Raw genomic sequence first — 21,350 nt, forward strand, 5'->3', positions numbered from 1 at the left:
TCAGCGGCCGGTCTTGGGCGCAAAGGTCCTGGCGATCAGTCGGGCGCCAAGGTTCAGCACCATCACCAGGATGATCAGCACCAGGGCGGCGCCCCAGGCCCGCTGCGAGGACGGGTCCGGGTTCGCCGGTGAGGTGGGGTTCAGGATCTGGGTGTAGATGAAGGTGGGCAGCGACGCCATCCAGCCGCCGAACACGTTGTTGTTGATGCTGGTGGCAAACCCGGCGGTGACCAGGATGGGCGCAGTCTCACCGATAACGCGGGCGATCGCCAAGGTGACGCCGGACGCGATGCCGGAGATCGCCGTCGGGATAACCACCTTGAGGATGGTGCGCCACTTACGCACACCCAACGCGTAGGCCGCTTCGCGCAGTTCGTTGGGGACGATCTTGAGCATTTCCTCGCTGGAACGCACCACTACAGGAATCATCAGGACTGAAAGCGCGACGGCGGCGACGGCACCGGTTTTGGTGCCGGGCCCCACCACGGCGAAGAAGAACGCTGCGGCGAACAGGCCGGCCACGATGGACGGGATGCCGGTCATAACGTCCACAAAGAACGTGATGGCGCGGGCCAAACGGCCGTCGTGGCCGTACTCCACCAGGTAAATGGCGCTCAGCAGTCCGACGGGCACGGAGATCACGGTGGCTACCAGCGTGATCTGGATGGTGCCCAACAGGGCGTGGTAGATGCCACCGATAACGGGGGCGCCCTCTTCGACGGCCTTATTGTCGTAGACGCCCGTGACGCCGTTCATGGAGCTGGTGAGGAAGCCCGGGGAGATGAGGCCGGGAACGCCGTTGACCAGCACCGTCCAGATCACGGAGATCAGCGGGAGCAGCGCGACCAGGAACGAGCCCACCACCAGGCAGGTGGCCAGCTTGTCCTTGGCTTTGCGCGAGCCTTCCACCGCCGCGCTCCAGCCCACCAGGCCGGCAGCGAAGAGGATGGCCGAGACGATGCCCCAGCCAAAGGCATTGAACCCGATCAGTGCCAGGATTGCGGCGCCCACGATGAGGGCGAGTCCCAGGACAACGTACGGCGCGTACTTGGGCAGCTGGCCTTTGGTGAGGGCTGAACGCTTGCTGCGCGCGGGGGTAAGAGTGGAGGACATTTAGTTGGCTCCCGAGAATTCTTTGTGCCGGGTGATGATCCAGCGGGCGATCATGTTGACTCCCAGGGTGATCACAAAAAGGACCAAGCCGGCAGCGATCAGCGTGCTGACCTTCAGGCCACTGGCTTCGGGAAAGTTCAGCGCGATCTCCGCGGCGATGGTCTGGTTCCCGGACGTGATCAGGCTGGCTGTCAGGGCACCGGAGGAGAGGACCAGGGCAACTGCCATGGTCTCGCCCAGCGCACGGCCCAGGCCCAACATAACGGCGCTGATGATGCCCGGACGGGCGAACGGCAGGACCGACATTTTGATCATTTCCCAGCGTGTGGCGCCGAGGGCCAGTGCGGCTTCCTCATGGAGCTTGGGCGTCTGCAGGAAGATTTCGCGGCTCAGGGACGTGATGATCGGCAGGACCATCACCGAGAGCACAATGCCGGCGGTCAGGATGGTTTTTCCGGTGGCAGAGGCGGGACCTTGGAAGATGGGCAGCCAGCCCATGTTCTGTGCCAGCCAGTTGTAGGCGGGGGAGATTTCCTTGGCGAGGAACGCCGCGCCCCAGGCACCGTAAATCACCGACGGGATGGCGGCCAGGAGGTCCACCACGTAGCCAAGGCCGGACGCGAGTCCGCGCGGGGCGAAGTGGGAGATGAACAGGGCCACGCCAATGGCGATGGGTGTTGCGATCACCAGTGCGATGACGGCTGCGATGAGGGTGCCGATAACGATCGGCCAGATGTAGGCGAAGAAGCCTTCGCCGCCCTGGATCTCGGCGGCCGGGGCGGTGAGCGCCGGAATTGCCTGGACAACAAGGAAGAGTGCCACGCCGAACAGGACGGCGAGGATGAGGCACCCGGCGGTCAGGGCGGCGCCGGAAAAGATCTTATCCCCGGCGCGGCCTGCGCCCTGGGGACTACTCAGGGGGGTGGCGGTCATTCCAGACCCTTCGGTTGTGGGCGGTGCCTAAATCGAGCTTACAAGCCAAAGTTCCCCGCCCCGCCTTTCGGCGTGGCGGGGAACGTGGTTCAGGGCAGGTACTAGGACTTGACCTTGATGGATTCAATGGCCTTGACGGCCTTCTCGGCGAGGGCCGGGGAGAGCGGCGCGGACTTCGCGGAATCAGCAGCCGTCTTCTGGCCGGCGTCCGAAACTACGTAGCTTTCGAAGGCCTTGACGAGGTCAACAGTTTCCTGCTTGTCGTAGGTGGTGCAGACAACGTGGTAGGAAACCAGGACGACCGGGTAGGCACCTGACGCGGTGGTCTTGCGGTCCAGCTTGATGGCGACGTCGGTGGCGGAGCGGCCATCTACGGCCTTGCCGGCTTCAACAGCCTTGGCGGCGGCATCGGCGGAGATCTTGACGAACTCGCTGCCCACCTTGATGGAGGCGGTGCCCAGCTTGCCGCCCACGGCGGAGTCATCCGCGTAGGTCACGGCGCCCGGGGTGTCGGTGACGGTCTTGACAACACCGGAGGTGCCCTTGGCGTTTTCGCCCTGCAGGGTTGCGGGCCAGATGCCGGCAGCCTTGTCGGTCCAAACATCCGCAGCAGCAGCCGCAAGGTACTCGGTGAAGTTGGTGGTGGTACCGGAATCGTCAGAGCGGTTCACCGGGGTGACCTTCAGGTCCGGGAGGCTGACGCCCGCGTTCAGGGCGGCGATGGCGGGGTCGTTCCAGTTGACGATCTCGCCGCGGAAGATTTTGGCCACGGTGGTTGCGTCAAGCTTCAGCTCGGTGATGCCGGGGACGTTGAACGCCACAGCGATCGGGGAAATGTAGACGGGGATGTTGATGGCGCCTTCCGGGCCACACTTGGCCTTGGAGCTGGCCAGCTCTTCATCCTTGAGGTACGCATCGGAGCCGGCGAACTGGGCCGAGCCGTCGATGATCGCCTTGCGGCCTGCGCCGGAACCGTCCGGGGAGTACTGCACGGTGGCGCCGGGGTTGGCAGCGGCGAAGCCGGCCTTCCAGGCGTCCATGGCTGCACCGGTGGAGGATGCTCCGATCCCGGTGAGCGTGCCGGTGACCTTGGGGCCGGCAGAAGTCTGGTTGCCTGCAGGCGTGTTGCCCGTGGCGTTATCTGAACCGCACGCGGTGAGCGCGAGTGCGCCGGCTGCGATTACAGCGATAGCCGCGTGGCGGCCGAAACGGAGTGCCTTCACTAGATGTACCCCTTCCAGGGTTATTCAGTTGCGGGGAGGGCCCGGAGAAGCCCTGCAGCGCGATGCGTACGTTTTGTACCTTCAACGAATCTATGGGCCGCAGGTTAAGCGATGGGCGGCCGAAGATGAACAGGAGATTAACGACGGCGGCATATTGGCTTACAACTGCTGCGTCACTATTGCGCACGTCACACTTTCGGTCTTAGGTGCCGGGCCGGCAAATAGACTGGAGGGCATGGCCGCAGCAGCAGGACTCTCAGCAAGCAGGCGTTTCCTGAGCGGACGCATCCGGACCGGCCTGGTCCGGAGCCGGAACTCACTGGTCCCCGCCGTCCAGATGACCGCGTGCGCGGTGGGGGCGTACGCCTTCGCCGAGTACGTCCTGGGGCACTCCGGACCCCTCTTTGCGGCCACATCGTCACTGATCGCACTGGGCTTCTCGCGTGACCCGCGGCTGCGACGCGTGATGGAGGTGGGCCTCGGCTGCACCATCGGGATCGCCGTCGGTGATCTGCTGCTGCACTGGCTGGGCAGCGGAATCTGGCAGGCCGCCGTCGTACTCCTGTTCTCCATCCTGCTGGCCCGTTTCCTGGACAGCGGCAACATCTTCACCACGCAGCTGGGGCTGCAATCCTTGCTGGTAGTTCTGCTGCCGGCTCCGGACGGCGGGCCTTTCACGCGCAGCCTGGACGCCGTGGTGGGTGGCCTTTTCGCCCTCCTGGTGACCATCCTCATTCCGAAGGATCCGCGCCGGGAGCCCCGCAAGGATGTCCGGAAGCTGCTCCATGAACTGGCGGAAGTGCTCCGGGAATGCGCCGCCGCCCTGACCGAAAGCGACTCCACGCAGGCCTGGCACGCGCTGATCCGCGGCCGGAACTGCCAGCCGCTCGTGGACGCGATGCGTCATTCCCTGCGCGCCTCCGGTGAAGTGGCCACCCTCGCGCCGGCCCACCGGCGGCACCGCGACGAGCTGGACAGGCTTGAGAACTCCCTTGACTTCATCGACCTTGCGCTCAGGAACAGCCGCGTCTTCGCACGCAGGCTGACCAGCGCCATCAACCACGCCGCGCTTTCTGACAACGCCACCGCGAACATCGCCGATGTGCTCCAGGAAACCGCGGCCGCGATTGATGAACTGTCGCTCGGCCTGGCGGAAACGCACGAAGGCGTGCGCGGCGCCCATCTTCGGACGGCTCGGCGGGACTTCAGCGAGATCGCGCTGCGGCTGCATCCGAAATTGCTGGAGGTCGAGCGGCTTGAGGGTGAGACTGTGGTGATGCTGTTCCGGCCACTCATGGTGGACCTCCTGGAGGCCACCGGCATGGATTCGCGCGAGGCCCGGGACGTGCTGCCGGGGTTGTAGCGCTGTCGCCGTCCGTCCTTGTCGGTGCCCGCCAGTAGGGTGGAACCCATGGCAACAAAGACTTCCCGGGCGTCCAAAGCGCCGGCATATAAGTGCGCCGAATGCGGCTGGACCACGGTCAAGTGGGTGGGGCGCTGCGGCGAGTGCCAGGCGTGGGGCACGGTTGAGGAAACCGGCGCCGCTGTAGCGCGTACGACGGCGGCTACTACAGTTCTGGAGCCGGCCCGCCGGATTGCCGAGGTCGATGCCACCACGGCGGCTTTCCTGCCCACCGGAGTGGACGAGCTGGACCGGGTGCTGGGCGGAGGCCTGGTTCCGGGCGCGGTCATCCTGCTGGCCGGGGAGCCCGGCGTAGGCAAGTCCACGCTGCTGCTGGACGTCGCGGCGAAGTTTGCCCGCACCGCCCAGGACGTTCTGTATGTCACAGGCGAGGAGTCCGCCGCGCAGGTGAAACTGCGCGCCGAACGGATCGACGCCGTCGCCGATTCCCTGTACCTGTCTGCGGAAACGGACCTGGGGCAGGCACTGGGGCAGGTGGAGAAGATCGAGCCGCGGCTGCTGATTGTGGACTCGGTCCAGACGCTCAGCAGCGCGGACGTCGACGGCGGCGCCGGCGGCGTCTCGCAGGTGCGTGAGGTTGCTGCGTCCATCATCGCGGCAGCCAAGCGCCGGAACATGACCACGTTGCTGGTGGGGCACGTGACGAAGGACGGGTCAATCGCGGGGCCGCGGCTGCTCGAACATCTGGTGGATGTGGTCTGCCAGTTCGAAGGCGAGCGTCACTCCCGGCTCCGGATGCTGCGCGCGGTGAAGAACCGGTACGGGCCCACGGACGACGTCGGCTGTTTTGACCTGAATGAGAACGGCATCGAAGGGCTGACGGACCCCAGCGGGCTGTTCGTCAGCCGCACCAAGGAACCTGTTTCAGGCACCTGCATCACGGTGACCATGGAAGGGCGGCGGCCGCTGCTGGCCGAGGTGCAGTCGCTGCTTGCCGAGAGCGCCAACTCGCAGCCCCGCCGGGCCACCAGCGGCCTGGACAGTTCACGGGTGTCCATGCTCCTGGCGGTGCTGCAGCAGCGTGCCGGCTGCCTGCTGCACAAGGACGATTCCTACGTGGCCACCGTGGGCGGTGTGAAGCTCAGTGAACCGGCCACTGACCTCGCCGTTGCCCTTGCCGTCGCGTCCGCGAAGGCCCGCAAACCCCTGCCCATCCGGCTGATCGCTTTCGGCGAAGTAGGCCTGGCCGGCGAGGTCCGGCCCGTGCCCGGCATAAACCAGCGCATCCAGGAAGCACACCGCCTGGGCTTCACCCACGCCGTGGTCCCGGCCAGCCACAACGGACCCGGACCCGTGCCACCAGGCTTCTCGGTGCGCGAAGTGGAGCACCTTACGGAGGCGTTGAGCCTGCTGATCGGGTAGGGCAGCTAGGCTTTCACAACGACCTTCAGGCAGCCGGAGGTCATCACGGCTGTGTCTGGGGGACAGACTGATGCAACAAACGCAACGAAATGGCTCGACGCCGGGCCAGGAACCGCCAAACGACGGTCTTCTCGCCGGACGGATCGACGCGTTCTTCGGGGGCCTTGGCGCCCGGGGCCGGGTGGTGATGAGCCAGCTTCCGCTCACCGTTACGGTGTTGCTCGTCGTGGTGGCTGCCGGGCTGTTCAGCCCCGCCACCTTGGCGGACAACGCCTTCCGGCTGGCGTTACTGGCGCACTCGGCCGTCTTCGTCGCCTGCGTGGCTCTTCCGTGGAGCAGGCTGCCGTCCGCCGCATTCACGGTGATACCTTTCCTTGATTGCCTTGCCATCGGCTTCACGCGCCAGGCCGGTGGCCCCAATTTCGCGGTACTGAGCCTGATGCTCGTGTTCCCCGTGGTGTGGCTCGCCATCGGCCGCCAGCGCATCAGGGTGGTACTGGCTGTGGTGGCCACGCTGCTCAGCACCATCGTCCCCGCAGTGGCCTTCGGCGCGCCCCCGGCCCAAGGCACGATGATCCGGACCATCTTTCTGCCCCTCGTGATGGCCGCAATCGCAGTGACAGCGCATGTCGTCTCCGGGACGCTTCACCGCCAGCGCACGGCAATGGTCAAGAAGGACGAGGCGCTGGCGGAAACGCTTGCTGAGAGTGTGGACCGCCAGCGGCTCCTGGACGCCGTGCTGGCGGCGGTGGGAGTGGGCGTCTGGGTGGTGGACCAGCACGGAAACAATGTCCTGGTCAACCGGGCCATGCGCGATGATCCGACGTTGGCCCGACTGACCGAAGCCGAGAGCACTATCACCCTGCTGCTCAGCGACCGGGCGACGCCGGTGCCTTCCGACGGGCTCCCCGCTGCCCGCGTTGCCCGGGGCGATATGTTCACGGACGAGCTGATCTGGGCAGGCGATGAAAAGGACCAGCGCGGCTTTTCCGTCAGCGCGCACGCCATTTGCTCCGGGGACGGAGCGCGCAGCGGCGGTGTCATAACGCTGGTGGACGTGACAGCCCTGATCACAGCGCTCGCCGCGAAGGACGACTTCGTTGGCACCGTCTCCCACGAGCTGCGAACGCCCCTGACGTCCATTCTCGGCTACCTCGAACTCGTTCTGGAGGAACCCGGGCATGAAGGGATCGAAGCCGAACTGCAGGTGGTACACCGGAACGCGACGCAGCTGTTGGGCCTGGTGAACGATCTGATTGCGGTGGCCTCTGAACATGTGGACCTTTCTCTGCAGGAGGCCGACCTCGCCTGGCTCCTCGCCGACGTCGTCGATTTCACGCTCCCCCAGGCCGCCAACAGGGGCCTTGAACTGGTCCTGGAAGTGGGACCGTCGCTCACCGCCCGGATGGACGTCCCGCGGATCCGCCAGGTGGTCAGCAACCTGCTCGCCAACGCGATCAAATACTCGCCCGACGGCGGCCGCATCACCGCCCGGGCGCACCGCACCGGCACGGACCTCGTCTGCTCGATCACCGATCCCGGCATCGGCATGAGCACGGAAGACCAGGAGCAGGCGTTCACCAAATTCTTCCGCTCTGCGCGGTCCCGCGAAACGGCCATCCCCGGGGCGGGCCTGGGGCTCCCCATCAGCAAGACCATCGTCGAGGGCCACGGCGGGTCCATGAGCCTGACCAGCGCACCGGGCGCAGGCACCACGGCGACCTTCGTCCTGCCTGCGTCCTGAACGACAGTTCTCAGGGCTGGAGCACTGCGCCTGCCGGTTGGAAGTTGAGGAGGACTTTTCCTGATGCGGCGGAGTTCCTGGCGGTTTCGAAGGCTTCGAGTCCTTGGCTGAGGGGGTATTCGTGGGTGATGACGGGGCCGATGTTCAGGGTGCGGTCGGCGAGGGCGGTGATGACGTCGTCGATCTCGTTGTTGAAGCGGAAGGATCCGCGCAGGTCCAGTTCCCGGGTGATGGCCAGGGAGATCAGGACCGGCTGGGGTCCGGTGGGCAGCAGCCCGACCATGACCACCGTCCCGCCGCGCCCCGCGCCCTGGATCGCTGAGGCCAGGCCGTGGTGGCTGCCGGAGGATTCGATGACGACGTCGGCCTGCACCGCGGCGATCGCGTCCGCGTCCCCGGCCTGCAGGGTCTGGTCCGCTCCGACGGCGGCGGCGATCTCCAGCGGTTTGGCATGGACATCGACGGCGGTGATCCGTCCCGCGCCGGCACGTTTGAGGACCGCGACGGCCAGCGCACCGATCGGGCCGGACCCGATCACCAGCACGCTCCTGCCCGCGACGTCCCCGGCACGGGCGACGGCGTGCCAGGCCACCGACGCGGGTTCGATCAGCGCCGCGGTCCGCAGATCCACCCCGGCCGGGAGTGCCCGCAGCATCCGGGTGGGCAGGTTCACGTAGCGGGCGAACGCGCCGTCGGTGTGCGGGAACCGGGCCGCGCTGCCCAGATACGTACATCCCGGGGAGAGGTTGGGCCGGTCCGCCGGCCACCGCACCTCCCCCGCCCCCGGACCCGGGGTGGCCGGGTGGACCGCGACCGGGGCGCCCGCGGACGGGCCGGTCCCGTCCGCCGCCGCCCGGACCACAACACCGGAAATCTCATGCCCCAGCACCAGCGGCGCCCTCAGGATCGATTCGCCCGCCGCCCCGTGCAGCCAGTAATGCAGGTCCGACCCGCAGATCCCGCCGTACGCAACCTCGACCACGGCCTCGTCCGCGGCCGGGGCGGCCAGCGGGACCTCCTCGATCCGCAGGTCCCCGGCCGCATGCGCCACCACCGCCACACCCGACACCGGCAGGGAAACCGGCAGGGATGTTGCTTCGGTCCCCCGAGCCATTGCTGAAGCGCCCATCAGACCACCACCGTCATTCCGCCGTCGATAAAGATCGTCTGCCCGTTCACAAAGTCCGACCCGTCCGAGGCCAGCCACACCGCCGGCCCGGCCAGGTCCTGGACCGTGCCCCACCGGCGCGCCGGGGTCCGGCCCAGGATCCAGGCATTGAACTGCTCATCGTCCACCAGGTTCTGCGTCATCTCGGTATGGATATAGCCCGGGGCGATCCCGTTGATCTGCAGCCCGGACCCCGCCCACTCCGCCGTCATCGCCCGGGTCAGGTTCCGCAACCCGCCCTTCGCCGCCACATACGGGGCGATCGTGGGCCGGGCCAGGTCCGTCTGCACCGAACAGATATTGATGATCTTGCCCCTGCCCCGCGGAATCATATGCCGCGCCGCCTCCCGCCCCACCAGGAACGCGCCCGTCAGATCCGTGGCGATCACCCGCTCCCAGTCCGCGACATCGAGCTCCAGCATCGGCACCCGGTGCTGGATCCCCGCATTGTTCACCAGGATCTGCAACGGACCTACGTTTTCCTCCACCCACGAAACACCCCGGGCAGCCTCGGCATCACTGGTGACATCAAACCCGACACTATGGACCCGCCCCGGCGCGAAGTCCGCGGCCATCGCCGCCTCAGCCGCCTTCAACCGCTCCGCATTAATCCCGTTCAGCACCACCGTCGCCCCGGCATCCGCCAACGCCCGCGCCAACGCATTGCCAATCCCCCGGCTCGAACCCGTCACCAGGGCAACCCGCCCCGTCAAATCAAAAAGTGTATTCATGAGAAGGGGCCGATCTGCACGAGGTTGGCCGGAAGGCGTCCAGCGGCCAGCGCCTCCAGCTGCTGCCACAGGAGCTTGACGATCCGGGGTTCGAAGGCGGACGCGTTACCGCCAATATGGGGCGTGATCAAGGCATTCGGAGACCCCCACAGCGGGTGGTCGGCCGGGAGCGGTTCCGGATCCACCACATCGATGGCGCACTGCAACCGGCCGGACGTGACTTCCTTGGTCAGCGCGGCCGTGTCCACCACCGCTCCCCTGCCCACGTTGACCACCAGCGCGCCGTCGGGCAATGCTGCGAGGACCTTCTCGCCGATCAGGTGGTGCGTCTGCTCGCTCAGTGGCAGGACTGAAATGAGGATGTCGTGGCTGGCCGCGAGTTCCGCAAGTTCGGAGGACGCGTGCACGTGCCCGTGGTCGTCGTCGCGCGCGGCGCTCCCCACCCGCGTGACGGTCACTTCGAAGGGTTCCAGGCGCTTTGCCGTCTCCTGCCCGATACCGCCGACGCCGACCAAGAGCACCCGGCGGTCCGCGAGGGACTGGCGGCGCTCCGGCCGCCAGGCCGCCTGCAGCTGATCCCGGACCGCATGATCGATCCCCCGGAGCTTGGCAAGGATGAGTCCCACCGCCAGTTCCGCTGTTGCCGCTGCGTGGACTCCGGCTGCACTGGACACAGCGGCCGCCGAACCAGCCGCTTCCCGGACACCGTCAAAGCCCGTGGACTGCGTCTGGACGAACTTGAGCCCTGGTACGTTGGCCAGCGCGGGCAGCACCGCCCCGGCGTCGATGTAGGGCAAGATCACGGCATCGATCTCCTCCAGGGTTCCGCCCTGTGGATCGGACCGGAGGTCCCAGACGACGCCGCGGAGCCCGCCCGGAAGCGGCTCCAGGTCGGCGAGCAGCTGCTGGTCGGGGAAACTCACCGTACGGATGTTGTGCATCAGGGGACCTATCGTTTTCTGCTGGTGGCAGTGCGGTGCGGGGACGGTTGCTGGTCAGCGGCGGTCGAAGGTGAGTCCGCCGGGGACCTGGAAGGTGGGCATCAGTTCCAGCATGCCGACGTTCACGTGCTGGGGTGTTTCGACGGCGTAATCCAGGGCATTGACGATGTCATCAGTCGTGAGGGACTCATAACCCTCGTAGTAGGTCTTCCACGCTTCTTCCATGGCCTCGGGCGTGCCGCCCATGTTCCGACCGAAGATTTCGGTCTCCACCCGGCCGGGGCAGATCTCCGTGACGCGGATTCGCTTGCCCACGGTATCGTTGCGCAGCTGCCGGGAGACCTGGTGCACTGCCGCCTTCGTGGCGTGATAAACGGTGTGGCCATAGAAGTTGTAGACGCCGGCGATGGAGCTGATGTTGACGATGTGGCCCTTGTCCCGCTCCACCATGCCGGGAAGCACCAGGCGGGTCAGCTGCAGGAGGGAGCGCAGGTTGACGTCCACCAACTCGTCGATGTCGTCTTCGGTGGAGTCCAGGATGTTTCCGGGGCGGGAGACGCCGGCGCAGTTGACTAGGACGTCCACTTTCAGGCCCTCCACCGCTGCGGTCAGCGCCGCGGTGTCGGTCAGGTCGACGGCGTGCGGGACGGCTCCGGTGCGGTCCGCCAGGTCCTGCAGGCGTTCTTCGTTGCGGGCGAAGGCATGTACTTGGAGTCCGCGCTTGGCCAGGCGTTCAGCGATGGCGGCGCCCATGCCGGTGGAAGCGCCGGTCACGAGCGCTGTCGAATAGTCTGAAAATGACATGGAAGTCTCCAATGAGTGGGGTTTGGCAAAGAATGACGGGCTTGGACGCGGGGCCAAAGCCCCCGGCCCGGTGTGTGGGTCAGGCGTCCCGGAGGGGCTGGTGCGCCCGGTCTTTGACCGTGCTCACGGCGACAAGGGTGCCCAGGGCGGTGACTACGGCGTAGAACGCCGGCATGTAGATGTTGCCTGTGGTGGAGATCAGCCAGGTCATCAGCAACGGCGCCGTGCCGCCGAAGAGAGCCGAGGAGACGTTGTACCCGAGGCCGTAGGCCGAGTACCGCACCCGGGTGGGGAACAGTTCGACGATCAGGATGTGGATGACGGCGGTGTGGCCGGCGAAGACCACGGCCATGATGCAGGCACCCAGGATGGCCAGTGCCATCTCGCCGGTGGCGATGAGGGCGTAGGCCGGGATTCCGACGACGGCCATCGCGATGGCGGAGCCGGCGATGACTTTTTTGCGGCCGACGCGGTCGGAGAGGGCGCCCATGAAGGGGATGGCGATGCAGATGACAACCAGGCTGCAGGCGGTGACGAGGAGTGCTTCGCCGATGGTGAAGTTGAGCTGCTTGCCTTTGAGGAACGTGGGCATGTAGGAGAAGAGGACGTAGTAGCCGGAGCCGTTCATCAGCGGGATGAAGAGGGCCAGCAGCATGGCGCGGCGGTGTTCGGCGGACTTGAAGGCTTCCTTGAGGGGGTTCTTGGACAGGCCGCCCTCCTCCTTCAGCTTCACGAAGTTCGGGGTGTCGCTGATCGCCTTGCGGATGTACCAGCCGATGACGCCCATGGGAATGGCGACCAGGAACGGGATGCGCCATGCGAACGAACCGAAGCCGCCGCCGTCGATCGCTGCCTGAGTGAGCCAGGGCGACATGGAGAAGGCGACCATCGTGCCGGTGAGCAGCGCCGCGAAGGAGGCGATCTGGGCGTAGGAGGTGATGATGCCGCGCTTGCCTTCCGGGGCGTGTTCGGCGAGGAACGTCATGGCGCCGGCGGCTTCGCCGCCGACGGAGAAGCCCTGCAGCATGCGGAGCAGCACGAGGAGGATCGGCGCAGCGATGCCGATGGCGGAGTAGGCCGGCAGGAGGCCTATGCCTGCTGTTGCCACACTGATGAGCAGGATGACGAAGACCAGCAGTTTCTGCCTTCCGATGCGGTCACCCAGGTAACCGCAGACCACGGCGCCCAGGGGGCGTACGAAGAAGGACACGGCGTAGCCGGCGAAAACAAAGAGGAGGGCGTTGTCCGGGTTGCCGGGGGCGAGGAAGACCAAGGCAAGGGTTCCGGCCATAAAGGCGAAGATGCCGTTGTCGTAGAGTTCCACGAAGATGCCCACACAGCCGGCGGTAACCACCTTCCGGGTTTGCCTGGCATCCAGGCGGTCGTTCTGCGGACCGGCCGCTCGTGTTGACGTTGACATCTTGATCCTTACTTTTTCTGATGACTGAGGCGGGACATGACGGGATCTCAGGTTCCGGACGCCGGCAGGAGTTCCCGCCAGCTTGCCGGGGCTCCCACACCCAGTAAGCCGAAGACTGTATTTACTGACGTGCGCAGCGCCTCAAGTTCACGCATTGCGGCACGGTGACGCGCAGTGGCCTCGGCCACTGTGGTTTTGCGGAACCGGATGGTGTGCCCGGGCCTGGCCTGGGCCAGGACATCCAGGGAGCGGCTGGTGACGACGCCCAGCACAGGGTATCCGGCCGTCACGCCGCGTCCCCGGTGAAGTACCAGGAGCTCTTCCCGGGACGGGACCTCGATGGCCCCGACCGGAACGCCCCTGGAAAGGACTTCCGCTGTCGACTGCCGTTCCGGAAGCGCCCCGCCGAGGCGGAGGCCGATGTGGTTGCTCCGACCGCTCACCGTGTAGCTGGTGTTGAACAGGAGATCGGCGGTGTCGCCGAATTCGGCGATGTCCGGTCCGTCCGTGACGTCGATGACCGGGCTGGCGCTGGCTCCAGGACGGGACAGCCCCAGCCGGAACAGGGGAAGGTCAAAGTACGGCTGCCTGATCGGGGGCACGGTCTTCCGGGCTTCCAGGACGGTGCCTTCCGTAAGTTTCAGCCCGAAGCCGACGACCGTGTCCGGCGCGCAGCTGCCCAGCAGCATCGGGGCTTCCAGTGCGCCGTGGACTGCGATGTAGGCGCGCAACCCGGTGTTCATACCGCGCAAAGCAATGGTTTCCCCGGCGAGGACCGATACCGGCTCCCACTGCGGACATTCGCGTCCGCCGACGGTCACGGTCAGTGGTGCACCCGTGACGGCGATGAGCAGGTCTGAGTCTGCCCGCATCCGGAAGTCCAGTGCTGTGACTTCGAGGACGGGATCGTTGTCCAGGTTGCCGGCCAGGATATTGGCTGCCCGTGCAGAGAACTGGTCCAACGCTCCGTTTACGGGGAGCCCGTACCGCGGCCCCTTGAACCTGCCGAGGTCTGTGACGACGGAGTGGCCGGCCTGCTGGATGGTCAGGGTCCCGCTCATGCGGACGCCTCCAGTTCAAGGCCTGCAAGGCGATCGAATTCGTCGGCCGGCAGCTCGTGGAACCTGAGCAGGTCGCCGGGCAGGTAGGGCACCAAGGGCTGCCTGTCCGGGTTCAGAACGGTCAGCGGCGTTTGGCCGATCACGCACCACCCGCCGGGAGCTGAGGCCGGAGCGATCACTGCCTGCCGGCCGGCGACGGAGACGGCGCCTGCGGGCACGGAAAGCCGGGGGTCCTTCAGCCGGGGCACGGGCAGGGGGAAGTCCGGGCCGTCCATCATGGGCGATCCTGCCGGGGCCCCCAGGCAGCGGATGACGTAGGACTTGGCCGTGTGGAGGGCGATGATCTCGGCAACGGAGAGTCCCTCGTGGTCCGCGACCTTCTGGAGGTCGGGTCCGTACTCGCCGCCGTAGACCACGGGGACATCGAACTGCCGGGGCATGCGGGCCGGGGCGCCGACGTAATCCAGCTGGCGCATGCCCAGCAGTACAAAGGCGCGGATCTGGCGAGCGGACGTGACGTAGGGGTCGAACTCCACCAGCACCGAATCGTAGGTGGGAACCGCGCCGTGTACACCGTCGACGTCGGCCGTCTCAAGCCAGGCCGCCAGGGCGTGGACCGCAGCCCAGTTCCGCTCCCGGTCAGGGGAAGTAGCGACGACGCGGAGGGCGGCGTCACCTGATTCGTGTACCTCGATAGGGGTTGCAGCGGTCATCTCAGGCGGCTTCCGCTTTGGCTGCGAGCACCTGGGGCAGCGGGGCAATGGTGACGCCGGCCGCGGTCAGCTCCTTGCGGATGAGGCGGGCCAGGTCCACGGCGCCCGGGTTGTCGCCGTGCAGCAGGACGGTGTCCGCGACGACGGGAAGCTTTATTCCGGACGCCGATTCGATGATTCCTTCGCACACCATGCGGATGGTGCGGTCGACGATGGTTGCCGGGTCATGGATGACGGCGCCGGGCTGGCTGCGCGGCACCAGTGTTCCGTCGTCCTCGTAAGCCCGGTCGGCGATGCCCACGATGGCTATGGGCAAACCACGGCTGGCCGCGGCCTCCGCAAGCTCGCCGTCCTGGGCCAGGACAATGAGGTCCGGGCGGTACCGGCTGGCGGCATCGGCGACGGCGGCGGCGTAATCCTGGCGGGTGGCGACGAGGTTGCCCAGCCGGCCGTGGGGGGCGATGTGGGCGACGCTGGTGCCGTGGTAGGCGGCGAAGGCGGACAGGGCTCCGAGCTGGTAGAGGACGTCGTTGCGGACTTCAGCCGCGGTGAGATCCATGGCCCGCCGTCCGAAGCCCCGCAGGTCCGGGAAGCTGGGGTGTGCACCGATGCTGACGTTGCGCCGGACGCATTCGGCAACGGTGCGGTCCATGATGTCCGGGTCGCCGGCATGGAATCCGCAGGCGATGTTCGCGCTGGAGACGATTTCCAGGAGTGCGCTGTCGTCACCCAGGGAGTAGGCACCGAAGCCTTCACCGAGATCTGCCACAAGATCAACCGTGCGACCCATAGTGTGTGCCTTCCTTCGTGGTGTTCTGAGCTGTTGTGCCCCGGGTGGGGGCTGGAAACTTGCGCGGGAAGCGGCCGCCGCGTGGTGAGTCATCGCCATTGCTTATGGCTGCAAACCGCGGTTCCGGCCCTACCCAAAAGTCTGGCACCGTGCGCTGCCCCACACAAAGACGTAATCCATGTCACGGGATAGGCCGCGGTTATGACCCGGGCCTATCCCGTGCGCCTAGCGCAGGGCTTTGCGCAGGCCCATAACACGCTCAACGACCACGACGACGGCGAGGGAGATCAGGATGAGGATGACGGACAGCGCCGCCACGGCTGCGTCGGCAGAGTTCTCCACGTACCGCAGGACCTGCACGGGCAGCGTCGGCAGCCCTGACTCGGCCACAAACAGCGAGATGACTGCTTCGTCGAAGGAGACGATGAACGCGATGACGCCGCCGGCGATGACCCCGGGCTGGATGATCGGCAGGGTGATCCGCCGGAAGACCGTCCACGACCCTGCCCCGAGGATCCTTGCCGCCGCCTCGCAGGACGTGTCGGTAGTGGCCAGGCTCATCAGCGTCGTCCTGATCACGAACGGGATGGTGATGGCCACGTGGCCGATGATGATGCCGGTGTAAGTGTTGTTCAGGTTCAGCGGACCAAACAGCAGGACCATGCCCAGCGCCAGGACGATGCTGGGGATCAGCAGCGGCGAGAGGAAGAATGACTGCACCGCTGCCTTGGCCTTGAACTCAAACCTGTCCAGTGCCAGTGCCACCGGAACTCCGAGCGCCAAAACGATGGCCGTGACGATGACGGCGACAATGAGGCTGACCCGCATGCCGTTCATGAAGGTGCTTTCCTCCGGCAGCATCTCGTACCACTTGAACGTCAGGCCCTCCGGCGGGAAGGACAGGTACTGGTTGGAGGCAAACGAGACAACAAAGACGATCAGCAGCGGCGCCAGGAGGAACACGTAGAGCAGGAACACCAGGATCCCGAACGCGGGCTTGGCCGGGTTGAACCGCGGCTTGAACAGGCGGGCCTCGGACATGGCTAGCCTCCGATCTTTTTGGTGAGGCGCTGGTAAACGGCGATGATCAGGCCGAACAGGACCAGCAGGATGACGGAGAGTGCTGCCGCGAACGGCCAGTTGAGCAGCCCGGTGGTCTGATCGTAGATTTCCGTGGCGAGCACCTGGACGCTGCCGCCGCCGAGGAGGCGCGGGGTGATGAACGTGCTGATCGACAACACAAAGACCAGCAGGAACGCCGTGAGGATGCCGGGCAGGCTCAACGGCAGGGTCACACGGGTGAAAATCTGCAGCTTGCTGGCGCCCAACGATCCGGCGGCTTCTTCCAGCTGCGGGCTGAGGCGCCCGAAGCCCGAGATCATCGCGAGGATTGCATAGGGCATAAAGATCTCAACAAGACCGATGGTTACGCCGGTCATGTTGTTGGTCAGCTTGAGCGGCGTATCAATCAGGCCCATTCCGTCCAGCGTGGAGTTGACCAGGCCGTTCGTGCCCAGGATGACCATCCACCCGTAGGTCCGCACAACCGCCGAGGTCAGCAGGGGTGCGATGGCGACGGCGATGAGTAGCCCCCGGTATTTGCTGGTGCTCCGGGCGAGGAAGAGGGCCACCGGGTAGGACACCAGGACGCAGAGCAGTCCCACGGTGACACCCATCTGGAAGGTGTCCAGCGTGACCCACCAGTAGTACGGATCGGTCAGCGGCTGGATATACGTGTCCAGCGTGAAGGTTTCCTCGATGACGCCGTCCGGTGCACCCTTGTTGAAGGACATCCGGACCATGTAGGCCAGCGGGAAAACAAAGCTGACCACGAGGCCAAGGACGCCCGGTATCAGAAGGGCGAGATAGGTCCGCCTGTTGCGGCGTCCTGTGGACTTTTCCAGTTCGCCTTCAGCTGCGCCGGTCCGGCGGGCGGCGGGGGCCTCGGTCTGGGTGACGGTCACGCTGCCGGCTCTTTCACTGGGGTGGGCAGCAGGTAGGCATCCTGCTCGTTCCACGAAAGATAGGCTGCATCGCCGGTGCGGGGCAGGTCGCCGCTGGACGTGGGCATCTGGGCCTGCAGGACGCGGTCGCCGGCCTTGACGGCTACGGAGAGGGCATCGCCGGTGTAGTTGACCCGTTCGATGACGCCCGCAATGGTTTCAGTCCCGGCCGGCTGCAGGGACACCCTGAGCCGGTGGGGGCGGATGACGAGTTCATGGGCGGATCCGGTCAGGCCGGGCGCGCCCACCGCACCGAACTGGCCGAGCCCGTCGATGGAGACCCGGTAGTGGGTTTCGCCCCTGGCGGCGGAACCCGACTCGGAAAGGACCCGGGCGTTGAGGAAGTTCGCCTGGCCGATGAAGTTTGCCACGAACCGTGTCCGCGGCCGTTCGTAGACGTCGGTGGGCGACCCAAACTGTTCGATCAGGCCGCCGTTCATCACGGCGATGCGGTCGGCCATGTCCAGCGCTTCGTCCTGGTCGTGGGTCACGAACAGCGTGGTGGCCCGCGTCCGCTGCTGGATGGAGCGGATCTCGGTCCGCATCGTTTCGCGGAGCTTGGCGTCAAGGTTGGACAGGGGCTCGTCGAGGAGCAGGAGCGTGGGCTCCACCACGAGGGCGCGCGCCAGGGCGATGCGCTGCTGCTGCCCGCCGGACAATTCCTTGACCTGCCGCTTGGACAGGTGGCCGAGCTGGACCATGTCCAGCGCCCCGGCCACCCGGCGTTTCTGCTCCGACTTTGACGTCTGGCGCATCTGCAGCCCGAAGGCCACGTTCTGTTCCACATTCATATGCGGAAAGAGGGCGTAGGACTGGAACACCATGCCCATGCCGCGCTTGTTCACAGGGGTGTGGGTGATTTCCTTGCCATCCACCACGATGGAACCGGCGGTGGGGTCCATCAGGCCGGCCACCATCCGCAAGGTGGTGGTTTTGCCGCAGCCTGACGGGCCGAGGAGCGCCACCAGGTGCCCCTCCTCCACCTCCATGTTCAGGCGGTCGACGGCCGGGTCAAGACCGGCTGCGTATCTCTTGGTCAGATCCACGATCGACAGTTTTGATTCAGTCACGATTTCAGTTCTCCTGAAGCAGGTGGGGGGAGGGGCGCCGTGGGGACGGCTACTTGGTGATGATCTGGCGCTTCCAGGTGTCAGTCCACTTGTCCCGGGCGGAGGACAGGAACTCAACATCGAGGGGGACGATGTTCAGGGAGCCGTCAGTGGGAACCACGCGGTCCTTGACGTCCGCCGGCAGTTCGGCGTTGGTCACAGAAGGGGCGTAGAAGAGAGCCTTGGCGAAGGCGGTCTGCGCTTCGGCGGAGAGCGCATAGTCAACGAACGTCTGGGCGGCAGCCTTGTTGGGCGCATCCTTGACGACGTTGACGGTGTTGATCTGGTAGACGGTGCCCTCCTTCGGGAAGGTCACACCCATCTTCTTGTTGCTCTGGTCGCTGTAGAACTGGCCGCGGGCGTTCTGTCCCAGTCCCAGGACCGTCTGGCCGGTGATCACGTTCTGGTATTCGTCCGGGTTGGGGGCGAACGTCTGGACGCCCGGCGCCATCACCTTAAGGCGGGCAACCGCCTTGTCGATGCTCTTGGTGTAGTCCTCGCCCTCCATCTTGGATGTGATCGCAGTCAGGGACAGACCCAGCAGCGACGGCGGAGCGTTGACGTTGATCTTGCCGGCGTAGGCCGGATCCCAGAGCACATCCCAGCTCTCAGGCGCCTGGGGGAAAGTTGCCGTGTCATAGAGCAGGCCAACCGCGTCCAGCATGACTACCGGACCGAATCCGCCCTTGTTCTTGAACTGCTCAGGTACGTTCGCCAGGTTGGGTACCGCGGCGGCGTCGATCTTGTCGAAGAGTCCTTGGGTGTTGCCCGTGGTGGACACGGAGTTGTCCATGATGGCCACGTCAGTGGCCGGATTGTTTTTCTGGCCCTGGAGTGCGCTCAGCATTTCGGCGGAGGAGCGCTTGGAGGAGTAGTTGATCTTGATGTCCGGGTATTTGGCCTTGAACGGTTCGATCACGGCAGCCGTGTACTGGTCCTGCCAGACACCGGAGTAGGCAATCAGGTTCAGCTCGCCCGACGTGGCGCTGGAGTTTCCGCCGCTGCTGGACCCTGCGCTGCCCCCGCAGCCGGTCAGCACCAGGGCTGCAGCTGTCGCGGCGGCAGCTAATGCGATTTTGCCTTTAGTGATAACTCTCATTTGAGTCTCTTCCTTAGTCAGGAGGGAATCCGTCGGATTCTGGAGGATGCTTCTAAAAGGTATGGAGCGTATATTTCGGGAATGTAAAAGAAAGCGACGCTTTCTGTAAACGGCGTGATTATGCAAAAGCCATATAGGGGCACCATCGCCGCTTATGGATGGAGGGGTATAATCTGTTTGTCACAGAAATTGTGTTCTGAAGATCAACCTAGTGTCCGAGATGTGGATCACACAAAGACCTATTGCGTATCCCTCCATAAAATCCGGATATGACCCGTCGGGGCTTCAGGGCGCCGCAGAGGAAAGAAATGCCGGCATGGACACTCGAAAACTCGCCTACTTCGTGAAGATTGTTGACTCAGGGAGCATCACGAAGGCTGCCGCAGCCCTGCACGTGGCCCAGCCGGCCCTGAGCCAGCAGGTCTCCGCACTGGAAACCGAGCTGAAGCAGCGGCTGCTCATCCGCAGTAAGCAGGGCGTGCAGCCCACAGCCGCCGGCCACACGCTCTACCGGCACGCCCAGACCATCCTGCGCCTGGTCGAACAGGCCCGCCAGGATGTGGCGAGTTCGGGGGCCGCCCCTGCCGGCCGCGTGTCAATAGCGATCGCACCGTACAGCATGGCTTCGAGCCTCACCCCGCGCATTATCGGTGAAGTAGCGCGGCGCTACCCAGACATCGTGCTCCACCTGACGGAGATCTACGGCGGTGTGCTGAGCGAGGCCATCAAGAACGGCAGACTGGACATGGCCCTGATCTACGAGCCTGGGCCCATCCGCGGCGTGCAGTTCACCACCATGATCGTGGAGGATCTTCACCTGGTGGTGAACGGCAAGAACGCGGCGGCGTCAGCCAAATCGGGCGAGATCACCCTCAAGGAGGCAGCGGAATTCGGCCTGTTCCTTCCCGAGCAGAACCACACCCTGCGTCAGATTGTCGAGACCGGCATGCGGGACAAAGGACTCAGCCTTCGCTTGGTGGGCGAGGTGGAATCCGTGCCTTCCCTGACGCGGCTCCTCCGGGCGGACATGGGCGCCACCATCTTGCCGAAGTCAGCAGCCGATGCGCTTTTCCACGAGGAAGACTTCCGGGTCCTGCGGATTGTTGATCCCGGGCTGCAGTGCAAAATAGCACTCTGCACGCCGGATCACGAACCACTGTCAGAGGCGGCATCGGCCGTCCTGATGGTGTTGAAGGAAATGCTCCAGGAGATGCTGAGCGCTAAATACACACGGTAGCTTTGGATCCAAAGCTTTTCCTTATCAGGGCACGTGGATTTGGTCTTAGTAAACGCGCTTCCGCGAAACTAATCTTGAAATATGAAAACCGGATAAACCGGCAATCATTTCTTCAGTGGAATTAGTTGATTGGGAGCACATCGTGAAAAAGATCAGCAGTGCGAACCGGGTCCTTTCGGGCGGGAGCCGTTTGGCGGCGAGAACCGGATCCCACTGCCCCGCGAACGGGTTCTGGCTTCCCGAAGGACAGCCCGGTCAGGCCGTGTTTGTGTTTGAAGGCAGCATCATGCCCAGGGGCGCGTCAGGGGCGACGCTCTGGCTCCTGGACGAAACCGCCACCGGCCCGGCCGCCTATCCCCTGCCCGGACCACAGCTTGCCGTTTCCAGGGCCCACACGCTCGTCGGCTGAACTCGTTGGACGGCAGAAATAAGCAGGATTAACACCAGGCGTAACCGGACACCTCTGGCGTCGACGA

20 protein-coding genes are annotated in these 21,350 nt (G+C 65.4%); 5 read left to right on the top strand and 15 right to left on the bottom strand.

The window, feature by feature from the left end; genetic code table 11:
* The 3 genes from pstA to pstS form a co-directional block, all read right to left on the bottom strand.
* Positions 1–1,113 (bottom strand): phosphate ABC transporter permease PstA, encoded by a 1,113-nt coding sequence (gene pstA / locus NFC73_RS07645; RefSeq protein WP_254749009.1) that lies wholly within the window; start codon positions 1,111–1,113, stop codon positions 1–3.
* Complete coding sequence (pstC, locus tag NFC73_RS07650) at positions 1,114–2,046, bottom strand: phosphate ABC transporter permease subunit PstC (protein ID WP_254749010.1); 933 nt, start codon at positions 2,044–2,046, stop codon at positions 1,114–1,116.
* Positions 2,047–2,147: 101 nt separating this feature from the next.
* Positions 2,148–3,269 (bottom strand): phosphate ABC transporter substrate-binding protein PstS, encoded by a 1,122-nt coding sequence (gene pstS / locus NFC73_RS07655; protein WP_254749011.1) that lies wholly within the window; start codon positions 3,267–3,269, stop codon positions 2,148–2,150.
* A gap of 235 nt (positions 3,270–3,504) precedes the next feature.
* On the opposite strand from pstS, the gene NFC73_RS07660 reads away from it, so the two are divergent.
* From NFC73_RS07660 to NFC73_RS07670, 3 genes are all read left to right on the top strand, one after another.
* The gene (locus tag NFC73_RS07660) at positions 3,505–4,632 is read left to right on the top strand and encodes an FUSC family protein (RefSeq protein WP_254749012.1); all 1,128 of its coding nucleotides are present in this window, start codon (positions 3,505–3,507) and stop codon (positions 4,630–4,632) included.
* A 48-nt stretch (positions 4,633–4,680) separates the two neighbouring features.
* Positions 4,681–6,054, top strand: a complete 1,374-nt coding sequence (radA, locus tag NFC73_RS07665; protein ID WP_254749013.1) for a DNA repair protein RadA — start codon at positions 4,681–4,683, stop codon at positions 6,052–6,054.
* Between the two features lie 70 nt (positions 6,055–6,124).
* Complete coding sequence (locus tag NFC73_RS07670; RefSeq protein WP_254749014.1) at positions 6,125–7,798, top strand: sensor histidine kinase; 1,674 nt, start codon at positions 6,125–6,127, stop codon at positions 7,796–7,798.
* A gap of 10 nt (positions 7,799–7,808) precedes the next feature.
* Here NFC73_RS07670 and NFC73_RS07675 read toward each other — a convergent pair whose 3' ends face one another.
* From NFC73_RS07675 to NFC73_RS07730, 12 genes are all read right to left on the bottom strand, one after another.
* A complete protein-coding gene (locus NFC73_RS07675; RefSeq protein ID WP_254749016.1) occupies positions 7,809–8,927 on the bottom strand; it encodes an L-idonate 5-dehydrogenase in 1,119 nt (372 codons plus the stop codon).
* Positions 8,927–9,697, bottom strand: coding sequence for an SDR family oxidoreductase (locus NFC73_RS07680; RefSeq protein WP_254749018.1), 771 nt, complete (start codon positions 9,695–9,697; stop codon positions 8,927–8,929). Before NFC73_RS07680 ends, NFC73_RS07675 begins: the two co-directional genes overlap by 1 nt.
* Positions 9,694–10,638: a 2-hydroxyacid dehydrogenase gene (locus tag NFC73_RS07685; RefSeq protein WP_254749020.1), complete on the bottom strand. Its 945-nt coding sequence runs from the start codon at positions 10,636–10,638 to the stop codon at positions 9,694–9,696. The genes NFC73_RS07680 and NFC73_RS07685 overlap by 4 nt, the downstream gene beginning before the upstream one ends.
* 54 nt (positions 10,639–10,692) lie before the next feature.
* The gene (locus tag NFC73_RS07690; RefSeq protein WP_254749022.1) at positions 10,693–11,442 is read right to left on the bottom strand and encodes an SDR family oxidoreductase; all 750 of its coding nucleotides are present in this window, start codon (positions 11,440–11,442) and stop codon (positions 10,693–10,695) included.
* A 79-nt stretch (positions 11,443–11,521) separates the two neighbouring features.
* Positions 11,522–12,862, bottom strand: a complete 1,341-nt coding sequence (locus NFC73_RS07695) for an MFS transporter (RefSeq protein WP_254749024.1) — start codon at positions 12,860–12,862, stop codon at positions 11,522–11,524.
* A 47-nt stretch (positions 12,863–12,909) separates the two neighbouring features.
* Positions 12,910–13,923: a 5-oxoprolinase subunit C family protein gene (locus tag NFC73_RS07700; RefSeq protein ID WP_254749026.1), complete on the bottom strand. Its 1,014-nt coding sequence runs from the start codon at positions 13,921–13,923 to the stop codon at positions 12,910–12,912.
* Positions 13,920–14,636: a 5-oxoprolinase subunit B family protein gene (locus NFC73_RS07705; RefSeq protein WP_254749028.1), complete on the bottom strand. Its 717-nt coding sequence runs from the start codon at positions 14,634–14,636 to the stop codon at positions 13,920–13,922. The genes NFC73_RS07700 and NFC73_RS07705 overlap by 4 nt, the downstream gene beginning before the upstream one ends.
* A gap of 1 nt (position 14,637) precedes the next feature.
* Entirely contained in the window at positions 14,638–15,426 is a 789-nt protein-coding gene (locus tag NFC73_RS07710) for a LamB/YcsF family protein (protein WP_254749030.1), read from the bottom strand.
* A 225-nt stretch (positions 15,427–15,651) separates the two neighbouring features.
* Complete coding sequence (locus tag NFC73_RS07715) at positions 15,652–16,467, bottom strand: ABC transporter permease (protein WP_254749032.1); 816 nt, start codon at positions 16,465–16,467, stop codon at positions 15,652–15,654.
* A 2-nt stretch (positions 16,468–16,469) separates the two neighbouring features.
* Positions 16,470–17,390 carry an ABC transporter permease gene (locus NFC73_RS07720; protein ID WP_254749034.1) on the bottom strand — a complete coding sequence of 307 codons (921 nt, stop codon included), beginning with the start codon at positions 17,388–17,390 and terminating at the stop codon, positions 16,470–16,472.
* Positions 17,387–18,499 carry an ABC transporter ATP-binding protein gene (locus NFC73_RS07725; protein ID WP_254749036.1) on the bottom strand — a complete coding sequence of 371 codons (1,113 nt, stop codon included), beginning with the start codon at positions 18,497–18,499 and terminating at the stop codon, positions 17,387–17,389. Before NFC73_RS07725 ends, NFC73_RS07720 begins: the two co-directional genes overlap by 4 nt.
* A gap of 49 nt (positions 18,500–18,548) precedes the next feature.
* The gene (locus NFC73_RS07730; protein ID WP_254749038.1) at positions 18,549–19,637 is read right to left on the bottom strand and encodes an ABC transporter substrate-binding protein; all 1,089 of its coding nucleotides are present in this window, start codon (positions 19,635–19,637) and stop codon (positions 18,549–18,551) included.
* 316 nt (positions 19,638–19,953) lie between these two features.
* On the opposite strand from NFC73_RS07730, the gene nac reads away from it, so the two are divergent.
* Entirely contained in the window at positions 19,954–20,874 is a 921-nt protein-coding gene (nac, locus tag NFC73_RS07735) for a nitrogen assimilation transcriptional regulator NAC (protein WP_254749040.1), read from the top strand.
* A gap of 115 nt (positions 20,875–20,989) precedes the next feature.
* On the top strand, positions 20,990–21,283 hold the full coding sequence (locus NFC73_RS07740; RefSeq protein ID WP_254749042.1) for a hypothetical protein: 294 nt from the start codon (positions 20,990–20,992) through the stop codon (positions 21,281–21,283).
* Positions 21,284–21,350 lie beyond the last annotated feature (67 nt).

Source organism: Pseudarthrobacter humi, from assembly GCF_024294965.1.
GTDB lineage: Bacteria > Actinomycetota > Actinomycetes > Actinomycetales > Micrococcaceae > Arthrobacter > Arthrobacter humi.